Genomic DNA, 14,983 nt, shown 5'->3' with positions numbered 1-14,983 from the left:
GGAAGAATGGGCGGCATTCTAGTGGGCGGCGCGCGCCTGCGTCAACCGCATGGCGGCGGCGCTACTGCGCCGCGCCGATCGTGCCCGTCGCGAGCGCGAGCGCGGCGGCGGCCGACAATGCGCCGGCATAGCTGTCGACTTCCGCGTTGCGCGCGGCGAGCAACTGGCTTTGCGCGATCGTCGCGTCGGTGACCGAGCCGACGCCGTTCCGGTACGCGGTCAGCGCCGCGTCGTAGCTGGTTTGCGCGGCATCGACGAGCGCCTTCGCGGCGTCGTGCGACGCCAGGCTCGTCTGCACCGCGTTCTGCGCGGCGACGACCTGGCGCACCGCTTCCTCCTTGGTCCGCGTGAGGCGCGCGGACGCGCTTTGCGCGTCGTTGCGCGCCTGCATCAGCACGGCCGAGCGCAGGCCGCCGTCGTACAGCGGAATCGTCACGCCGAGGAACACGCCGCCGCCGTAGCGGCTGCCGTTCAGGTTGACGGTCGGCGCCTGGTCGCCGATCGCGGGCAGCGCGGAGATGGCCGTGCCGCCGCTCGCATACGACGTCGACGCGGACAGGAAGATCTTCGGCATGAACGCGGCTTCCGCGGCCTTGATCTTCGCGCGATTGGCCTTTTCGACCGCGAACGCGCCCTGCAGGTCGGGCCGGCGTGCGATCGCGTCCGACACGATCGCGTCGACCGACGAGCCGAGCGCGGGCGGCAGCGGCCGCTTCGGCAGCGCGGCGATCGTCGGCTTCGACAGCGGCGAGATGCCGAGCGCGGAGACGAGCGCGAGGTAGCCGTCGCTCTCGGCGCCGTTCGCCTGCACGAGCGCGAGGTTCGCCTGCGCGCGGTTCTGCGTCGCCTGCGCGAGCTCGACGACCGTGCCGACGCCGTGCTTGAGCCGCGCGCGGGACGCCGCGAGGATCGCGTCCGCGTTCGCGAGGCCCTGTTGCGCGCTCAGCGCGCGCGCGCGGGCGGCTTCGTAGCGGTAGTACGAGACGGTCACGTCGTGGATCACCTGCTGGTGCACGGCCGTGAACGCGACGTTCGACGCGATCGATGCCTGTTCGGCCGCTTCGACGCGCGCCGCGCGGCCGCCGAAATCGAACAGCAGCCATTGCAGCGACAGCGCCGAAATCGTGCCGTGCACGGTGGTGTTGCTCGACGAATCGCCGAGGATCGTCGACGTCGAGCCGTGGTTCGCCTGGTACGCGCCCATTGCCGTCGCGGACAGGCGCGGCAGATAGGCGGACTTGGCGAGGCCGACCGCGAGCGCCGCGTTGCGCGCGTCGTTCCAGGCGATGCGGGTCAGCGGGTTCGCCGATTCGGCGAGATCGATCAGCTCGGGCAGCGTGTACGCGTGCGCGGCATCGAGCGCGGCCGGCGCCGACACCGACGCGAGCGCCGGCGACGCAGGCAGCGTGTAGTCGTGCGCACCTTGCGTGGATGCGCGCGGTGGCGCCGCCACGATGTCGCCCGCGGCCGACGTTTGCGGCTGCCACGGGCGGTCGGGCGCCGCCGGCGCCAGATCGATCGACGACGTCGCGCAGCCGGCCAGCGCGACGGCGGTCGCGAGCGCGGCGGCGGCGATCGAGGCGGCCGGTGGTTCAGGTACGCGCATGAGGGGCAGGCTCCTTCGGTGTGGCTTGACGGGCGGCGTCGGCGATCCGCGCGAGCCGCGTGTCGATCAGGTTCAGCAGCGCGTCGCGCGCGGGGTCGGCGGGGGCGGCGGCGCTCGACGGTGGCGCCGGGGCAGGCGTGCGGGGCGTCGTTTCGTCGTCGCCCGGGGCAGTGACGCGCGAGAGTTGCGCGCCGATCGCCGCGTCGCCCGGCTTGCGTTCGGCGAGCAGGAACAGCGGGCCTTCGAGCGCGCCGAGTTCCGCGAGCGCGCGTCGCCGCGTGGCCAGCCACGTCGCGGCCGGCCGCACCCACGACGGTTCGTAGTGGATCAGGCCGAGCTCCTGCGAGATCGCGCCGTGACGGGCGAACGCGTCGGCGGCCAGCGCGCGCCGTTCGGCCGGCTGCGCGATCTGCGTCACGCGCCGCCACTGGTCGAGCAGCGCCGCGAGCGCCGTGTCGATCTGCTTGCCGATGCTGACCGGCCAGATGCGCGTGAACACGAGATACACGACCACGTTGCCGAGCAGGATGCCGATCGTGCGATCGCGCGCGAGCGTCAGGTCGAAGCCGGGGCCCGCGCCCTGGATCACGCACAGGAAGAACGCGAACGCGACCTGGAAGCCCGCGTACGCGATGCGCGGCGATCCGAACGCGACCCACGCGGACAGCCACGCGCCGACGAAGACGAGCGCCATCAGTTCGCCGATCGACGACAGCGACGGGACGACGAACACGAGCGCGGCGGTGCCGATCAGCGCGCCGACGATGCAGCCGGCGATGCGCAGCGTGAGCTTCTCGACCGTTTCGGCCGTCGAGCCGAGCGACACCATGTAGCAGGTGATGAAGCAGGTATGGATGCCCGACCAGTCGAGTTGCGAGTACAGCAGGTAGCAGAACATCGCCGCGACCGTCGTCTTCAGCGCATAGCGGATATGGTCGGGATTGGTGCGCGCGTCCGGCAGGAAGAAGCCGCCGCGCGGCGCGGGCGGTGCCGCGGGTGCGGCCGGTTGGCCGGCGGCGCGCGCGTCGGCGGTATCGGCCGGCGCGGCCGCCGTGTCGATCGCGGGCGGTTCCGCGAACCGCGTGATCGCGGCGTGCAGGTCCGTCGCGACGACGCGTGCGAGCGGCGGCAGCGCATCGGCGGCTGGCAGCGCGAGCGTCACGTCGACCGGATAGCCGCCCCGTTCGAGGATCGCGGCCATCTCGTCGAGCGTCGTCGCGATCGGCGTGACGAATGCGTCGGGCAGCCGCGCCTGCGGTTCGCGATCCGCGAGCGCCACCGCCACGAGCAGTGCGGTGCTCGACGCGACGGCCTGCCGCAACGCGACGACATCCGCGCCCGACGACGAGCCTTCGAGCTTCGACAGCTTGAGCCACGTGAGCAATGGCTTGTCGCCTTCGCGCAGGCTGGCATCGAACCCGGCGCGCGCGTCGTCGTCGCCGCGCAGCCGCCGCGCGGCGAGCCGCAGCCGCTTCGCGAGCTGCGCGTGCGCGAGCTTGCGCGGTGACGGCGCGATCAGCAGGTTGACGACGATCGCGACGCCGACCGGGATCGCGACCATCAGCCAGGCATAGAGCAGCGCGCGCGTCGCGGCTTCGCCGACCGGCGCGAGGCCCAGCTGGTCGAGCCCGAAACCGACGATCATCGCGAGGATCGCGCCGACGGGGCGCAGCTTGCTGGCGGACGTCAGGTAGAGCAGCCCGACCGACAGCACGGCCATGCACGCGACGCGCAGCACCGAATACTCGATGCTGAAGATCGCGACGCCGATCACGAGCGCGATCACGATCGTGACGAGCAACAGCATCGCGACCGCGAGCACGGCGCTCGTCACGCGATCGGCGCGGTTCAGGAAGAACACGACGTACGCGGAAATCGCGGCTTCGGGCGTGCCGTACCCGCTCGTCACGAGCACGACGAGCGCGCAGATCAGCGCGACGCGCACGGCCATGGCCGCGCGTCCCGGAAACGGCGCGAGCAGCCGCAGGACTTCGCGCGGGCCCGGCGAGCGGACGTCAGCGGCAGGCCGAGCCATGCCGGACCTCGACGATCGCGCTCGCGCCGACACGCACGAGCTTGCCGTCGGGTTCGTCGAGCTTCACGCGCACCGGGAAGCGCTGCGCGACGTGCACCCAGTTCACCGAGCGCTGCACGATCGGCAGCGAGCGCGGCAGGTTGATGCGGTCGCTGTCCGCAATGCCGGCGCCGATGCCGACGACCTTGCCGGTCATCGGGCGGTCGCGGTCGATCATCGAATAGACGGTCGCGCAGTCGCCGACCGCGATGCGGTTCAGCGACGTCTCGCGGAAATTGCCGACCGCGAACCATTCGCTCGCGTCGATCAGCGTGAAGATCGACTGGTTCGGCGCGAGGGTTTCGCCGGGAAGCACGCTCAGGCCCGTCACGAGCCCGTCGTGCGGCGCGCGCACGACCGTATCGTCGAGCGCATGCTGCGCGCGGGCCAGCGCGGCTTCGCGCGCATGCAGCGTCGCGATCGCGTCGGCGTCGTCGCCGATCGTCTGCGCGGACGCGCGCTGCTGCTCCTGCGCCTGCGCGAGCGACACGGCCGCGTCGCGCTGGCGCACCTTCGCCTGATCGAACTGCTGCGCGCTGACATAGCCCTGCGCGGCGAGCGGCGCGAGCCGGTTCACGTCGCGCGTCGCGAGATCGTGGTTCTGCGTCGCGCGCTTGACCTGCTCGGCGGCGACGGACGCATTCGAGCGCTCGCCGATCAGCGAACGGCGGCGCGTGTCGAGCGACGCGCGCGCGAGTTCGAGATCGGCCTGCGCCTGCGCGACGGTCAGCCGGTACGGCACGGGATCGATCACGTACAGCAGGTCGCCTTTCGCGACGCGCTGGTTTTCATGCACGGCGAGCTGCACGATGCGGCCGCCGACCGGCGACGCGACGTGCACGACGTCGGCGTCGATCGACGCGTCGTCGGTGGACGGGTAGGCCGTCGTGCGGTGGTACGCGTACGCGAGCGCCGCGATGCCGAGCGCGACGATCGCGAGCGCGATCACGCGGCCTTTGACGGAGGGGCGGGCGATGCCGGCGGCCTTCATGCGAACGGCCCCGTGCCGGTGAGCCAGACGATCACGGCGATCACGAGCCCGATCGCGGTGCAGACGGCGAGCTGGTAAGGCACCGTCGCGGCCCAGCCGGTCGCGACGAACACGCGGTGCGCGACGATCGCGCCGACGATGCCGACGATCGCGCTGACGAGCCACAGCGGGAAGTACGCGCCGAACAGCACGTAGGACGGTGCGCCGCGCGATGCGCAGCCCGCGAGCGGCAGGGCGGGCGCCAGGACGGCGGCGATGCGCAGGGGCGCGCGCGGCGTTGTTTTTCTCATGGGGTGACGAGCTCGACGTTGGGGGTGGATGCCGGGCGCGGCGCAATGCGGATCGTCGCGACCGGCCGGGCCGCGACGACGATTCCAGGATACGGAGCCGATCATAAATCAGCGCGATGCGGACCGCCAGCGATCCGGCACGCGTTTGCGGCATGGGCCGAGGCCGGCGGTGGCCGCGCCGTCGGTCATGCCGGACGGTCCGGCCGCGCGTGTCGGCAGCGACGGCCGGAACGCCGCGATTTTGCCAGCCCAAGCTCGCGTAGGGTTGCTAACGGACTGTAAAGGATCGTCAGACGACATCACGCAGCGGAATTTGCGATGCCGACGCAGCGGAATCGGCGCGTAACACGCCGATTGCCCGTCGAACGCATGCGAATCCGCTCAGTCGGGCTGACCGCGCGCGTCCTCGACGAGCAGGTCGACGAGATCGCGCGCGAAGCGCGGCAGCGCATCGAGATCGGCGACGCAGATCTGCAACTGGCGCTCGGCCCAGTCGTCTTCGAGCGCGACGAGACGCAGCGCCATCGTCTTCGCATGACGGCGCGCGGTGCCTTCGGGCAGCACGCCGACGCCGACGTTCGCCTCGATCATCCGGCACGCGGTCTCGAAGTTGCTGACCTGGATGCGCCAGCGCAGCGTGCGCTGCACGTCGGCGGCCGCGCGTTTCAGGAACGCGTGGATCGCGCTCGCTTCGGGCAGGCCGATGAAGTCGTGGTCGAGCGTCGCGACGAACGGCGTCGATGCCAGGCCGGCGAGCGGATGCCCGAGCGCGGTCGCGAGCACGAGGCGGTCGCGCCGGTACGGCATCGCCTGCAGCCCGTCGGTGCGCACGTCGCCGGCGACGATGCCGATGTCGATCATGCCTTCCTGCACCGCGCGCACGATGTCTGGACTCAGCCGCTCCTGCATGTCGATCGTCACGTCCGGATGGTCGACGAGATAGTGTCGCAGCACGCCCGGCAGGAACTCGCTCATCGCCGTGGTGTTCGCGAACACGCGCACGTGGCCTTTCACGCCCGATGCATATTCCTGCAGGTCGCCGGTCAACTGCTCGAGCTGGCGCAGCACGCGGCGCGCATGCGCGAGCAGCGTCTCGCCCGGCGCGGTCAGCGTGACGCCCTGGCTCGTGCGGCTCAGCAGCTTCACGCCGACCTGTTCCTCGAGGTGCTTGATGCGCGTGCTGGCGGCCGGCACTGACAGGTGCGCGCGTTCGGCGCCGCGCGTCAGGCTGTTCGCTTCCGCGATGTGCGTGAAAAGTTTGAGGTCGACGAGATCGAAGCGCATGGATCGGGCAGCGGGAGGATGGCCGATTATCGCGCGAAGCCGCACGGCGCGGCACCGTGAGGCGCGACCCGTCGTCGCGACCGGGATCTGTGTACCATCGTGCGTAGGGCGCGACGCGCCGCACCGGGCATCGCGGCCCGTGCGACGCACGTCGTGGAAGCGGTCGTGCAACGAAGGTGAACGTTTCATGCGAAGTTTCTTTGTCCGGTTCATTGCAATCGGCGTGCTGTTCCATCTGTATGTCGGGATGCGCATCATTCCCGATGCGTTCGCGTCGCCGCTCGCACGGACGATCGCGGCGCTCGTGCTGGCGAGTTTCGTCGTGTTGATCCCGGTCGGCATGTTCTCGCGCCGCTTCGACGAAGGCTGGGCCGCGACGCTGGTCGGCTGGGCCGGCGCGCTCGCGATGGGCTTCTTCTCGTCGCTGCTGGTGCTGACGTTCGTGCGCGACATCGTGCTGCTCGGCGTGCTCGCGTGGCGCCATCTCGGACATGACGGCGCATGGAGCGGCGCCGCGCCCGACACGGCGCTCGGCGTGCTGGCGGCCGCGGTGCTCGTGACCGCGATCGGGTTCGTCGGCGCGCGCCGCACGGCGGCGGTCAAGCGCGTGTCGATTCCGATTGCCGGGCTGCCGGCCGCGCTGGACGGGCTGACGATCGTGCAACTGTCCGACATTCACGTCGGGCCGACGATCAAGCGGCCTTATATCGAACGGATCGTGCGCGCGGTCAATGCGCTCGACGCCGACCTGGTGGCCGTGACGGGCGATGTGGTGGACGGCTCCGTCAAGCGCCTGCGCGAACACACGGCGCCGCTCGGCCAGATGCGCTCGCGGCACGGCACCTTCCTCGTGACGGGCAACCACGAGTACTACGCAGGCGCGCATGCGTGGATCGACGAATTTCGCCGTATCGGGTTGACGGTGCTGCTGAACGAACACGTGCTGATCGAGCGCGGCGGCGCGCGCGCGGTGCTGGCGGGCGTGACCGACTTCACGGCGGGCGGCTTCGATCCCGCGCATCGCAGCGACCCCGCGCAGGCGCTGGCGGGTGCGCCGCGCGACGTCGGCACGAAGATCCTGCTCGCGCACCAGCCGCGCAGCGCGGAGGCGGCGAACCGCGCGGGCTTTACCGTGCAGTTGTCGGGGCATACGCATGGCGGCCAGTTCCTGCCGTGGCCGCCGTTCGTGCGGTTGCAGCAGCCGGTGATCGGCGGGCTGAACCGCTTCGGCGACATGTGGCTGTATACGAGCCGCGGCACGGGCTACTGGGGGCCGCCGAACCGCTTCGGCGTGCCGTCCGAGATCACGCTGATCCGGCTGACGCGCGGCTAGCGGAGGGCCGCGAGGCGAGACGCGTGCACCGCGGGGCGCGGCCGCGTTCTTTTCTTTCCACGTCGAATGACGGCGCATGGCGGCGCGCGGCGCCGTTGGCTAGTATGCAGGCATGCCTCGTTCGTTCCTCGCCCGTTCCTGCCGACATGTCGACGCCCGATCTTTTCGCTGATACGCCCGCGCCAGACGTGGACTGGTACCCGGACTGGCTTGCGCCGCCCGAAGCCGACCGCGCGCTGGCCACGCTGATCGACGAGGTCGCGTGGCGGCAGGACACGATCCGCACGCCGCGCGGACGCATTCCGTTGCCGCGGCTCACCGCGTGGCAGGGCGAACCGGATGCCGTGTACGTCTATTCGGGCATCCGCAACGTGCCGCAGCCATGGACGCCGGGCGTGCTTGCGCTCAAGCATGCAGTCGAGGCGACGTGCGGCGTGCGTTTCAACAGCGTGCTGCTCAATCGCTATCGCAACGGGCTGGACAGCCTCGGCTGGCACGCGGACAACGAACCCGAACTCGGCGACGCGCCGGTGATCGCGTCCGTGAGCCTCGGCGCGATGCGGATGTTCGATCTTCGCCATCGCACGACTGGCGCCACGCACGCGTACCGCCTCGTGCATGGCAGCCTGCTCGTGATGCGCGGCCGCACGCAGGCCGAATGGCAGCATCGCGTGCCGAAGGCGCCGGGCGTGCAGGGCGAACGCATCAACCTGACGTTCCGGCGCGTGTCGATGGCGGCCGAATAGATCGCGCCCCGTTTCGGTGATCCACGAAAGGCCAATGCAAGCAATTGGCCGCGCGTGCGGCACGTTGCCGCACGAACGCAAGGCGGGGCGGCCCGACGTGGCGCTCAGGCCCGTCCCGCAAGGCTTACAGATGGATTCGATCGACCGCCCGGTTCCGATAGGTGAGTGAAACCTCTGATGGTGCGTCGCAACAATTATTGACTAGACTGTGGAATGGCAGAAACGCGTCGGCAGACCGGCGCGCCCCTTTCGACATGCCTCCGTGCGCTGCCGATGCAGCGCGCAACGGGGCAGGAGCAAAACGCGTGACCGTACTCGACCCTTCCTTCGAACCCTCGCTGCACGTCTTCGAGCAAGACGGCGGATGGCAATGGGCGCTGACGGTGAAGCGGGCGACCGGCGTCGGCGTGAAAGTCGTGGCGTTCAGCCGCGAAGGCTTTCGCGGCGAAGCCGAGGCATACGCCGCCGGCCAGCTTGCCCGCGCCGAATATGACGACGCCGTGACGGCCTGACGCCGTCGCGGCGATCCCGCGCGGGGATCGTCTTCCTCGGTGCCGTCCGTTTCCGGACGGTGCTTTCCCGACCGTTTTCCGTTTTCGTTTTTCGCTGCGCGAGGCGATCGTCTGCCGGCGTTCGTCGCGCCAAATGATCCGTGCCGTTCGATGCTCGGGCATCGCGCCGACGATGCGACATGCGTGGCGCAAGCCCGCACGCGGACTCGCGGCATCCGAGTCAACGCGAACCACGCATGGTGCGAGCGCGTCTGGAAAATGCCGAGCCATATCGTAATAAGATATGAAGTTATTGCACCGGCGGGACGACGACGTCCCGCTTCCCTGAAAGGAGCTATCCGTGCAGCTGACCCAGTTAGGCGGGCATGTCGCCCAATCCGGCATCGCCGAACGGCAAAAACACGCTCAGGCGCTGATGTTCGGGATGGCGAACATCGACGAATACGTATCCCGCGGCGTCTGCTACGACGCCGCGGCCTATGTCCGCTATCTGCTGCGTGCCGACGCGCTGATCGCGCCCGATGCGCTGCTCGATACGGCCGGTCAATCGTGGAGGACGCGGTTCAACTTCGAAACCGGCGATCAGTGGGACGGGCGCGCGAGCATTCCGGCGGGCACCGCGGTCGGCTTCGCGCGCGGCGGCAATGTCTTTCATGCGGCGATTGCGGTCGGCGGCACCCGGATTCGCGCGATCAACGGCGGGCTGCTGGGCACCGGATGGATGAATCCGGTCGACCTTGCGCGAGCGCTGCAGCCGGATCCGGCCGGGGGCTTTACGTACGATCGCACGACCATTCGCGTCCATCTGTCGCGCCTGTAGGCGGGGCGGCATCCCGTCTCCCGCTCCGGCCACCGTGGCCCGTGCGCGCCGCGCGGCCGCCTTCCCGCCGTTCGGCGATTTCCGCATGGCGTCGCGCCGTCCAACGCTGCTATCCTCTCGACCTTGAATGACGCGTCATGGCGGCGTGGCCGCGCATGCTGCAGCGCGGCGCCGCGCGCCGGTGCGAGCCCGGGCGCGCACTGAGGTAGCATGACCGAATATCCACGACGATCGATGACCCGTTTCGTGACCGACTTCCTTCCGTCCATGTCCACATGGTCAAGACAACGATGAGCGATGCACCCGATCCGGCGGTGCCTGGCGACGACGAGTCGTCGGGCGGCGCTTCGTCCTATCTGGTGCCGGGGCTCGAACGCGGGCTGCGGATCCTCGCCGAATTCTCCGCGCGCGAGCCGGTGCTCGGCGCGCCCGAACTGTCGAAGCGCATCGGCATTCCGCGCACGACCACGTTCCGCCTGCTGCAGACGCTCGAAGCGCTCGGTTTCCTCGAACGCGTGAACGGCGACCGCTATTTCCGGCTCGGCGTCGGCGTGCTGCGGCTCGGCTTCGAATACCTGAATTCGCTCGAACTGACCGATCTCGGCACGCCCGTGCTCGAGCGGTTGCGCGATTCGACCGGCCTGTCGACGCACCTGCTGATCCGCGACCAGCGTGACGTGGTGTTCGTCGCGAAGGCGCAGAGCAATGCGTCGATGTTCGGTTCGGTGAAGGTGCACGTTGGCACGCGCCTGCCCGCGCATGCGACCGTGCACGGTCACGTGCTGATGGGCGACCTGACGCGCGACGCGCTGCGGCAGATCTATCCGGAAAAGAAGCTAGAACAGTTCACCGAGCGCACGCCGGGCACCGTCGACGAGCTGTACGAACGCGTGCGTCATTACGCGCGGCTCGGCTATGCGGTCAGCGAGGCAGCGTTCGAGAGCGGCATTTCGGCCGTGACCGCGCCGGTGCGCGATCATTCGGGCTCGATCGTCGCGGCGATCACCGCGACGGTGCCGCGCTCGGAGATCGGCGAGGCCGGCGAGAAGGAGCGGCTCGTCGAAGCCGTGTGCGGTGCGGCGGTCGACCTGTCGCAACGGCTGAACTATCGTCCGCTCGAAAGCGACCCGACGTTCGCGCATGCGCGCCACAAGGTCGCGATGTTCTGACGCTCGCGCATCGATCCGGCCGCGGCGCGCGGCATCGCAAACGACGAGAGCGGCCCGCGGGCCGCCCTCGTCGTTTTCCGGCACCGCACGCGCGGTGCGCAAACCTGCTCAGAACGAGTGATGGATGCCGGTCAGCACGATCACCTGGTTCGCGGTGCTCGACACGCCGGCCGTGAAGAACGCGGCCTTCGCACCGCCCGAACCGTGTTCATAAAGCACGTTCGCATACAGCTGCGTGCGCTTCGACAACGCGTAGATGTCGCCGAGTTCGACCTGCGTCCAGCGGCGGCCGGCCAGCGTCGTGGTCGCCGCGCCGCCCGCGATCGTGTTGAACGCGCTGCTGCGGTAGTTCACACCCGCGTCGTAGCTCTGGAACGTGTCGGAAAACCCGTTCGACTGCATCTTCACGCGCGTGTAGAGGCCGTGCACGAGGAAGTCGCCGATCTGGTACGACGCGCCCGCGCCGATGTTCTCGACCTTGTTCGCAAGGTAACCGTTCGCGGTGTTCTGCCCCTGGAACGATGTGATGCCCGTCTGGCTGATCAGGATCGCGCGGTCGTGCTCGTTCGAGTAGACGGCCGACGCCTTGAACGGCCCGTTCACGTAGTTCAGCGCGACGCCGACCGATTTGCCGGTCGAGAAGTTCGTCGTGTTGCCGAGCGCGAGCGTCGCCGCGGCCGAGAAGCCCGCGAAGGTCGGTGAACGGTACTTGACCGAATTGTTGTACGGCACGTTGCCGGTCGCGGCGAGCCCGTCGATGTTGCCCGGGTGGAACGCAAACCAGCTCATCGCGAGGTACGCCGTGCTGAGCGGATCGAGATAGTCGAACGTCAGCGGCGTCTGGCGGCCGAGCGTCAGCGTGCCGTAGCGCTCCGAACTCAGGCCGACGAACGCCGCGCGGTTCCAGATCGTGTTCGCGGTCGCGAACTGGCCGTTGTTCGTATAGAAGCCGTTTTCCAGCTGGAAGATCGCGGACAGCCCGCCGCCGAGATCTTCCTTGCCCTTCAGGCCCCACCGGTCGGGCTGCGTATTGCCCTGGATCATCGCCCACTTCGCGTGGCCGCCGACGTTGTTCACGTACGCGATCCCCGCGTCCATGCTGCCGTACAGCACCACGCTGCTCTGCGCCCACGCGCCCGACGCGGCGCCCATTCCGATGACTGCCGCTGCTACCGCATGCTTGACCATTTTGTCTCCTGACTCTCCAACCTGATGAATACGTGTCGTGACGGCCTGCGCGGGGACGGCCGGCCGTCGCGCATGTTCATCGCCGCATGGGCATTCGTATGTTCCATATACGGAACGGTGTGCCTCTGATGGAATGGAGTATAGAGGCGCTGAGCGCCGGATCAAAAATAAATTTTTCGGGACGGATGGGCGCGGTGCCGACGCCCGGCAACCCGGCGAGATGTCTCGAAAAAGCCGATAAATCCCCGTCGAATAACAAAAAATTACATTCGATCAGGTAGGCGAAAGGGTGCGTCGACCTGACGGTCGGTGTTTTCCCTAGGACATGCAGCTTTTTGTTTTACTCGTGGAAAGTCGCTCCTATAATCACCATCCATAAACTGCTGTTCCGGATATGGAACAAATCGGAGCAAACCGAGAGTCGATCAGAAGGAAGGGTGTGAGATGTCTGAACAATGGATTTGCGCCGGTCACGCCGGCGCGCTGTCGGAAGACACGCCGATCGAGTTCAAGCGGACCGACGGCGTGGAAATCGGGATCTACCGCGTCGGCGACGACGTGTATGCGCTCGAGAACGTGTGCCCGCATGCGTACGCGCTGCTGACGCAGGGGTTCGTCGACGAAGGCACGGTCGAATGCCCGCTGCACGAGGCCGTGTTCGACATCAAGACGGGCGAATGCCTGAAGGGTCCGGGCGGGCGCGCGCTGAAGCAGTACGCGGTGCGCCTCGCCGGCGAGGAAATCCAGATCAAGGTGGAATGACATGAAAGAAGCGACCGTCAACTTCAATCCCTTCCTGAAGCCGTGGGTGGCGCCGCAGCCGAACAACATCGCGGGCAAGGGACAGATCGAAATCCCCGGCCAGGTCGAGAACCAGGTCTGGCAGAACCGCAAGGCCGCACCCACGCAGTACGAGAACGACCTCGGCGATGCGCTCGAACGCGTGTTCGAGAGCGGCGCGACCGAGCTGGACGATGTCGTCGCGGGCCTGAACCGCATCGGCTTCCGCGCGCCGGACGGCACCGCGTGGACCGCGGCGCGCTTTCGCGCCGAAATGGCCGCGCTGGCGGAATGAGCGCGCGCCGCGTGACCGCCGACCCGACGACAACCGCATCCGGAGCACACTGATGACGTCCCCCGACCAACACGAAGCCCAACACGACCCGGTCCGTGACTATCTCGACCGCGGCATCAAGAACTACTGGTATCCCGTCGCACCGAGCTGGCAGGTGTCGAATGCACCGGTAGGCCTCACGCGCCTGTCCGAGCAGATCGTGCTGTGGCGCGATCACGACGGCAAGGTCCACGCACTGGAAGACCGTTGCCCGCATCGCGGCGCGCGCCTGTCGCTCGGCTGGAACCTCGGCGGCAACATCGCGTGCTGGTATCACGGCATCGAAGTCGACGGCGGCGGCACGGTCAATCGCGTGCCGGCGGTGTCGAACTGTCCGCTCGAAGGCACGAAGTGCGTGAAGTCGTATCCGGTCGAAGAGAAGGCCGGCGCGATCTTCCTGTGGTTCGGCGACGAAGCGCACGGCGAGCCGGCGCCGCTGAACCTGCCGGAAGAACTGGTCGCCGAAGAGTATGGCCACTTCCTGTGCGTATCGAACTGGAAGTGCAATTACCAGTACGCGATCGACAACGTGATGGACCCGATGCACGGCGCGTATCTGCACGCGACGTCGCACTCGATGGCCGAAGGCGACAAGCAGGCCGACATGCGCGTGCGCAAGACCGAAACGGGGCTGATGTTCGAGAAGATCGGCCAGCGCGACGTGAACTTCGACTGGGTCGAGCTCGGCGAAACGGGCTGCCTGTGGATGCGTCTCGCGATTCCGTACAAGCAGAAGTTCGGCCCCGGCGGCAACTTCGGGATCATCGGCTTCGCGACGCCGGTCGACGGCGACCACTGCCAGGTCTATTTCTGGCGTACCCGCAAGGTCAGCGGCTGGCAGCGCGACGTGTGGCGCTTCATGTACCGCAACCGCCTCGAGGGTCTGCACTGGGACGTGCTCGAGCAGGATCGCTACGTCCTCGAAAGCCTCGCGCCGCATGCGCGCGATCACGAATACCTGTACCAGCACGACGTCGGCATCACGCGCGTGCGCCGGATGCTGCGCCAGCGTGCGCAGGAACACCTGTCCGCGCTCGACGCGCATCGTGCGGCGCATGCCGCCGCGGAGCCCGCGAATGGCTGAGCGCGCTCCGATCGTCGCGCTGCCCGGTCGCCGCGTGCTCGTCACGGGCGGCGCGCGCGGTCTCGGCGCCGCCTTCGTGAAGGCGCTGGTCGAAGCGGGCGCGCAGGTCGCGTTCGGCGACGTGCTCGCGCAAGAGGGCCGTGCGCTGGCCGCGCAGCTCGCGCAAGCCGGCCACACCGCGCATTTCTTCGCACTCGACCTCGCCGATCCGGCCAGCATCGACGCATTCGTCGCGCAGGGCGCGGCGGCGCTCGGCGGCCTCGACGCGCTGATCAACAACGCGGCGATCACGAACTCGGGCGGCAAGCTGTCGACGGAGCTCGACGTGTCGACGTGGGACGCCGTGATGAACGTGAACGTGCGCGGCGTATGGCTCGTCAGCAACGCGGCGCTGCCGCACCTCGCGCGGTCGGGTCGCGGCGCGATCGTGAATCTTGCGTCGGACACCGCGCTGTGGGGCGCGCCGAAGCTGCTCGCGTACGTCGCGAGCAAGGGCGCGGTGATCGCGATGACGCATGCGCAGGCGCGTGAGTTCGGCGCGCACGGCGTGACAGTCAACGCGATCGCGCCGGGGCTGACCGAAGTCGAGGCGACCGCGTACGTGCCGGCGGAACGCCATGCGTTCTACCTGCAGGGCCGTGCGCTGACACGCGCGCAGGTGCCCGACGACGTGACGGGCCCGGTGCTGTTCCTGCTGTCGGACGGCGCGCGCTTCGTGACGGGCCAACTGCTGCCGGTCAACGGCGGCTTCGTAATGAACTGAATTGCAGTT

Annotated in this window: 15 protein-coding genes; 9 read left to right on the top strand and 6 right to left on the bottom strand. The window is 68.7% G+C overall.

Annotation, left to right across the window (positions count from 1 at the left end):
• Window positions 1–61: 61 nt before the first annotated feature.
• From KU887_RS21230 to KU887_RS21210, 5 genes are all read right to left on the bottom strand, one after another.
• Window positions 62–1,606 (bottom strand): TolC family protein, encoded by a 1,545-nt coding sequence (locus KU887_RS21230; protein WP_006494035.1) that lies wholly within the window; start codon window positions 1,604–1,606, stop codon window positions 62–64.
• Entirely contained in the window at window positions 1,593–3,641 is a 2,049-nt protein-coding gene (locus KU887_RS21225) for an FUSC family protein (protein ID WP_258257860.1), read from the bottom strand. The genes KU887_RS21230 and KU887_RS21225 overlap by 14 nt, the downstream gene beginning before the upstream one ends.
• Window positions 3,622–4,671 carry a multidrug transporter subunit MdtN gene (gene mdtN, locus KU887_RS21220; RefSeq protein ID WP_006489885.1) on the bottom strand — a complete coding sequence of 350 codons (1,050 nt, stop codon included), beginning with the start codon at window positions 4,669–4,671 and terminating at the stop codon, window positions 3,622–3,624. Before mdtN ends, KU887_RS21225 begins: the two co-directional genes overlap by 20 nt.
• Complete coding sequence (locus tag KU887_RS21215) at window positions 4,668–4,961, bottom strand: hypothetical protein (protein WP_006489906.1); 294 nt, start codon at window positions 4,959–4,961, stop codon at window positions 4,668–4,670. The genes mdtN and KU887_RS21215 overlap by 4 nt, the downstream gene beginning before the upstream one ends.
• A 381-nt stretch (window positions 4,962–5,342) precedes the next feature.
• The gene (locus KU887_RS21210) at window positions 5,343–6,245 is read right to left on the bottom strand and encodes a LysR substrate-binding domain-containing protein (protein ID WP_006489897.1); all 903 of its coding nucleotides are present in this window, start codon (window positions 6,243–6,245) and stop codon (window positions 5,343–5,345) included.
• Between the two features lie 187 nt (window positions 6,246–6,432).
• Here KU887_RS21210 and KU887_RS21205 point away from each other — a divergent pair, with 187 nt between their 5' ends.
• The 5 genes from KU887_RS21205 to KU887_RS21185 all read left to right on the top strand — a co-directional run bounded on the left by KU887_RS21205 (window position 6,433) and on the right by KU887_RS21185 (window position 10,825).
• Window positions 6,433–7,578 carry a metallophosphoesterase gene (locus KU887_RS21205; RefSeq protein WP_006489901.1) on the top strand — a complete coding sequence of 382 codons (1,146 nt, stop codon included), beginning with the start codon at window positions 6,433–6,435 and terminating at the stop codon, window positions 7,576–7,578.
• Between the two features lie 146 nt (window positions 7,579–7,724).
• Window positions 7,725–8,324, top strand: a complete 600-nt coding sequence (locus tag KU887_RS21200; RefSeq protein ID WP_043205534.1) for an alpha-ketoglutarate-dependent dioxygenase AlkB — start codon at window positions 7,725–7,727, stop codon at window positions 8,322–8,324.
• A 305-nt stretch (window positions 8,325–8,629) separates the two neighbouring features.
• A complete protein-coding gene (locus tag KU887_RS21195; RefSeq protein WP_006489891.1) occupies window positions 8,630–8,836 on the top strand; it encodes a hypothetical protein in 207 nt (68 codons plus the stop codon).
• A gap of 340 nt (window positions 8,837–9,176) precedes the next feature.
• On the top strand, window positions 9,177–9,656 hold the full coding sequence (tecA, locus tag KU887_RS21190; protein ID WP_258257851.1) for a type 6 secretion system effector deamidase TecA: 480 nt from the start codon (window positions 9,177–9,179) through the stop codon (window positions 9,654–9,656).
• A 275-nt stretch (window positions 9,657–9,931) separates the two neighbouring features.
• Window positions 9,932–10,825 carry an IclR family transcriptional regulator gene (locus tag KU887_RS21185; RefSeq protein WP_062910411.1) on the top strand — a complete coding sequence of 298 codons (894 nt, stop codon included), beginning with the start codon at window positions 9,932–9,934 and terminating at the stop codon, window positions 10,823–10,825.
• 108 nt (window positions 10,826–10,933) lie between these two features.
• Here KU887_RS21185 and KU887_RS21180 read toward each other — a convergent pair whose 3' ends face one another.
• Entirely contained in the window at window positions 10,934–12,013 is a 1,080-nt protein-coding gene (locus KU887_RS21180) for a porin (protein WP_006489902.1), read from the bottom strand.
• 444 nt (window positions 12,014–12,457) lie between these two features.
• On the opposite strand from KU887_RS21180, the gene KU887_RS21175 reads away from it, so the two are divergent.
• Genes KU887_RS21175 through KU887_RS21160 form a run of 4 tightly spaced genes read left to right on the top strand, consistent with a single transcriptional unit; the run spans window position 12,458 to window position 14,974 of the window.
• Complete coding sequence (locus tag KU887_RS21175) at window positions 12,458–12,775, top strand: non-heme iron oxygenase ferredoxin subunit (protein ID WP_006489883.1); 318 nt, start codon at window positions 12,458–12,460, stop codon at window positions 12,773–12,775.
• Window position 12,776: 1 nt separating this feature from the next.
• Window positions 12,777–13,088, top strand: coding sequence for a recombinase-like helix-turn-helix domain-containing protein (locus tag KU887_RS21170; protein WP_006489911.1), 312 nt, complete (start codon window positions 12,777–12,779; stop codon window positions 13,086–13,088).
• 52 nt (window positions 13,089–13,140) lie between these two features.
• Complete coding sequence (locus KU887_RS21165) at window positions 13,141–14,211, top strand: aromatic ring-hydroxylating dioxygenase subunit alpha (RefSeq protein ID WP_006489909.1); 1,071 nt, start codon at window positions 13,141–13,143, stop codon at window positions 14,209–14,211.
• The gene (locus KU887_RS21160) at window positions 14,204–14,974 is read left to right on the top strand and encodes an SDR family oxidoreductase (RefSeq protein WP_212157692.1); all 771 of its coding nucleotides are present in this window, start codon (window positions 14,204–14,206) and stop codon (window positions 14,972–14,974) included. The genes KU887_RS21165 and KU887_RS21160 overlap by 8 nt, the downstream gene beginning before the upstream one ends.
• Window positions 14,975–14,983 lie beyond the last annotated feature (9 nt).

The sequence above is a fragment of the Burkholderia sp. EMB26 genome, assembly GCF_024730645.1.
In the GTDB taxonomy this organism is placed as follows: Bacteria; Pseudomonadota; Gammaproteobacteria; order Burkholderiales; family Burkholderiaceae; genus Burkholderia; species Burkholderia cenocepacia.
The sequence above is the reverse complement of the archived record's forward strand: the minus strand, read 5'-3'. Positions and strand labels throughout refer to the sequence as shown.

What these genes read in the sequence shown, in the direction of transcription:
- KU887_RS21165 (WP_006489909.1), top strand. Translation starts at nt 13,141, where the DNA reads ATGACGTCCCCCGACCAACACGAAGCCCAACACGACCCGGTCCGTGAC.
- mdtN (WP_006489885.1), bottom strand. Translation starts at nt 4,671, where the DNA reads ATGAAGGCCGCCGGCATCGCCCGCCCCTCCGTCAAAGGCCGCGTGATC.
- KU887_RS21170 (WP_006489911.1), top strand. Translation starts at nt 12,777, where the DNA reads ATGAAAGAAGCGACCGTCAACTTCAATCCCTTCCTGAAGCCGTGGGTG.
- KU887_RS21215 (WP_006489906.1), bottom strand. Translation starts at nt 4,961, where the DNA reads ATGAGAAAAACAACGCCGCGCGCGCCCCTGCGCATCGCCGCCGTCCTG.
- KU887_RS21210 (WP_006489897.1), bottom strand. Translation starts at nt 6,245, where the DNA reads ATGCGCTTCGATCTCGTCGACCTCAAACTTTTCACGCACATCGCGGAA.
- KU887_RS21175 (WP_006489883.1), top strand. Translation starts at nt 12,458, where the DNA reads ATGTCTGAACAATGGATTTGCGCCGGTCACGCCGGCGCGCTGTCGGAA.
- KU887_RS21230 (WP_006494035.1), bottom strand. Translation starts at nt 1,606, where the DNA reads ATGCGCGTACCTGAACCACCGGCCGCCTCGATCGCCGCCGCCGCGCTC.
- KU887_RS21160 (WP_212157692.1), top strand. Translation starts at nt 14,204, where the DNA reads ATGGCTGAGCGCGCTCCGATCGTCGCGCTGCCCGGTCGCCGCGTGCTC.
- KU887_RS21200 (WP_043205534.1), top strand. Translation starts at nt 7,725, where the DNA reads ATGTCGACGCCCGATCTTTTCGCTGATACGCCCGCGCCAGACGTGGAC.
- KU887_RS21225 (WP_258257860.1), bottom strand. Translation starts at nt 3,641, where the DNA reads ATGGCTCGGCCTGCCGCTGACGTCCGCTCGCCGGGCCCGCGCGAAGTC.
- KU887_RS21205 (WP_006489901.1), top strand. Translation starts at nt 6,433, where the DNA reads ATGCGAAGTTTCTTTGTCCGGTTCATTGCAATCGGCGTGCTGTTCCAT.
- KU887_RS21185 (WP_062910411.1), top strand. Translation starts at nt 9,932, where the DNA reads ATGGTCAAGACAACGATGAGCGATGCACCCGATCCGGCGGTGCCTGGC.
- KU887_RS21180 (WP_006489902.1), bottom strand. Translation starts at nt 12,013, where the DNA reads ATGGTCAAGCATGCGGTAGCAGCGGCAGTCATCGGAATGGGCGCCGCG.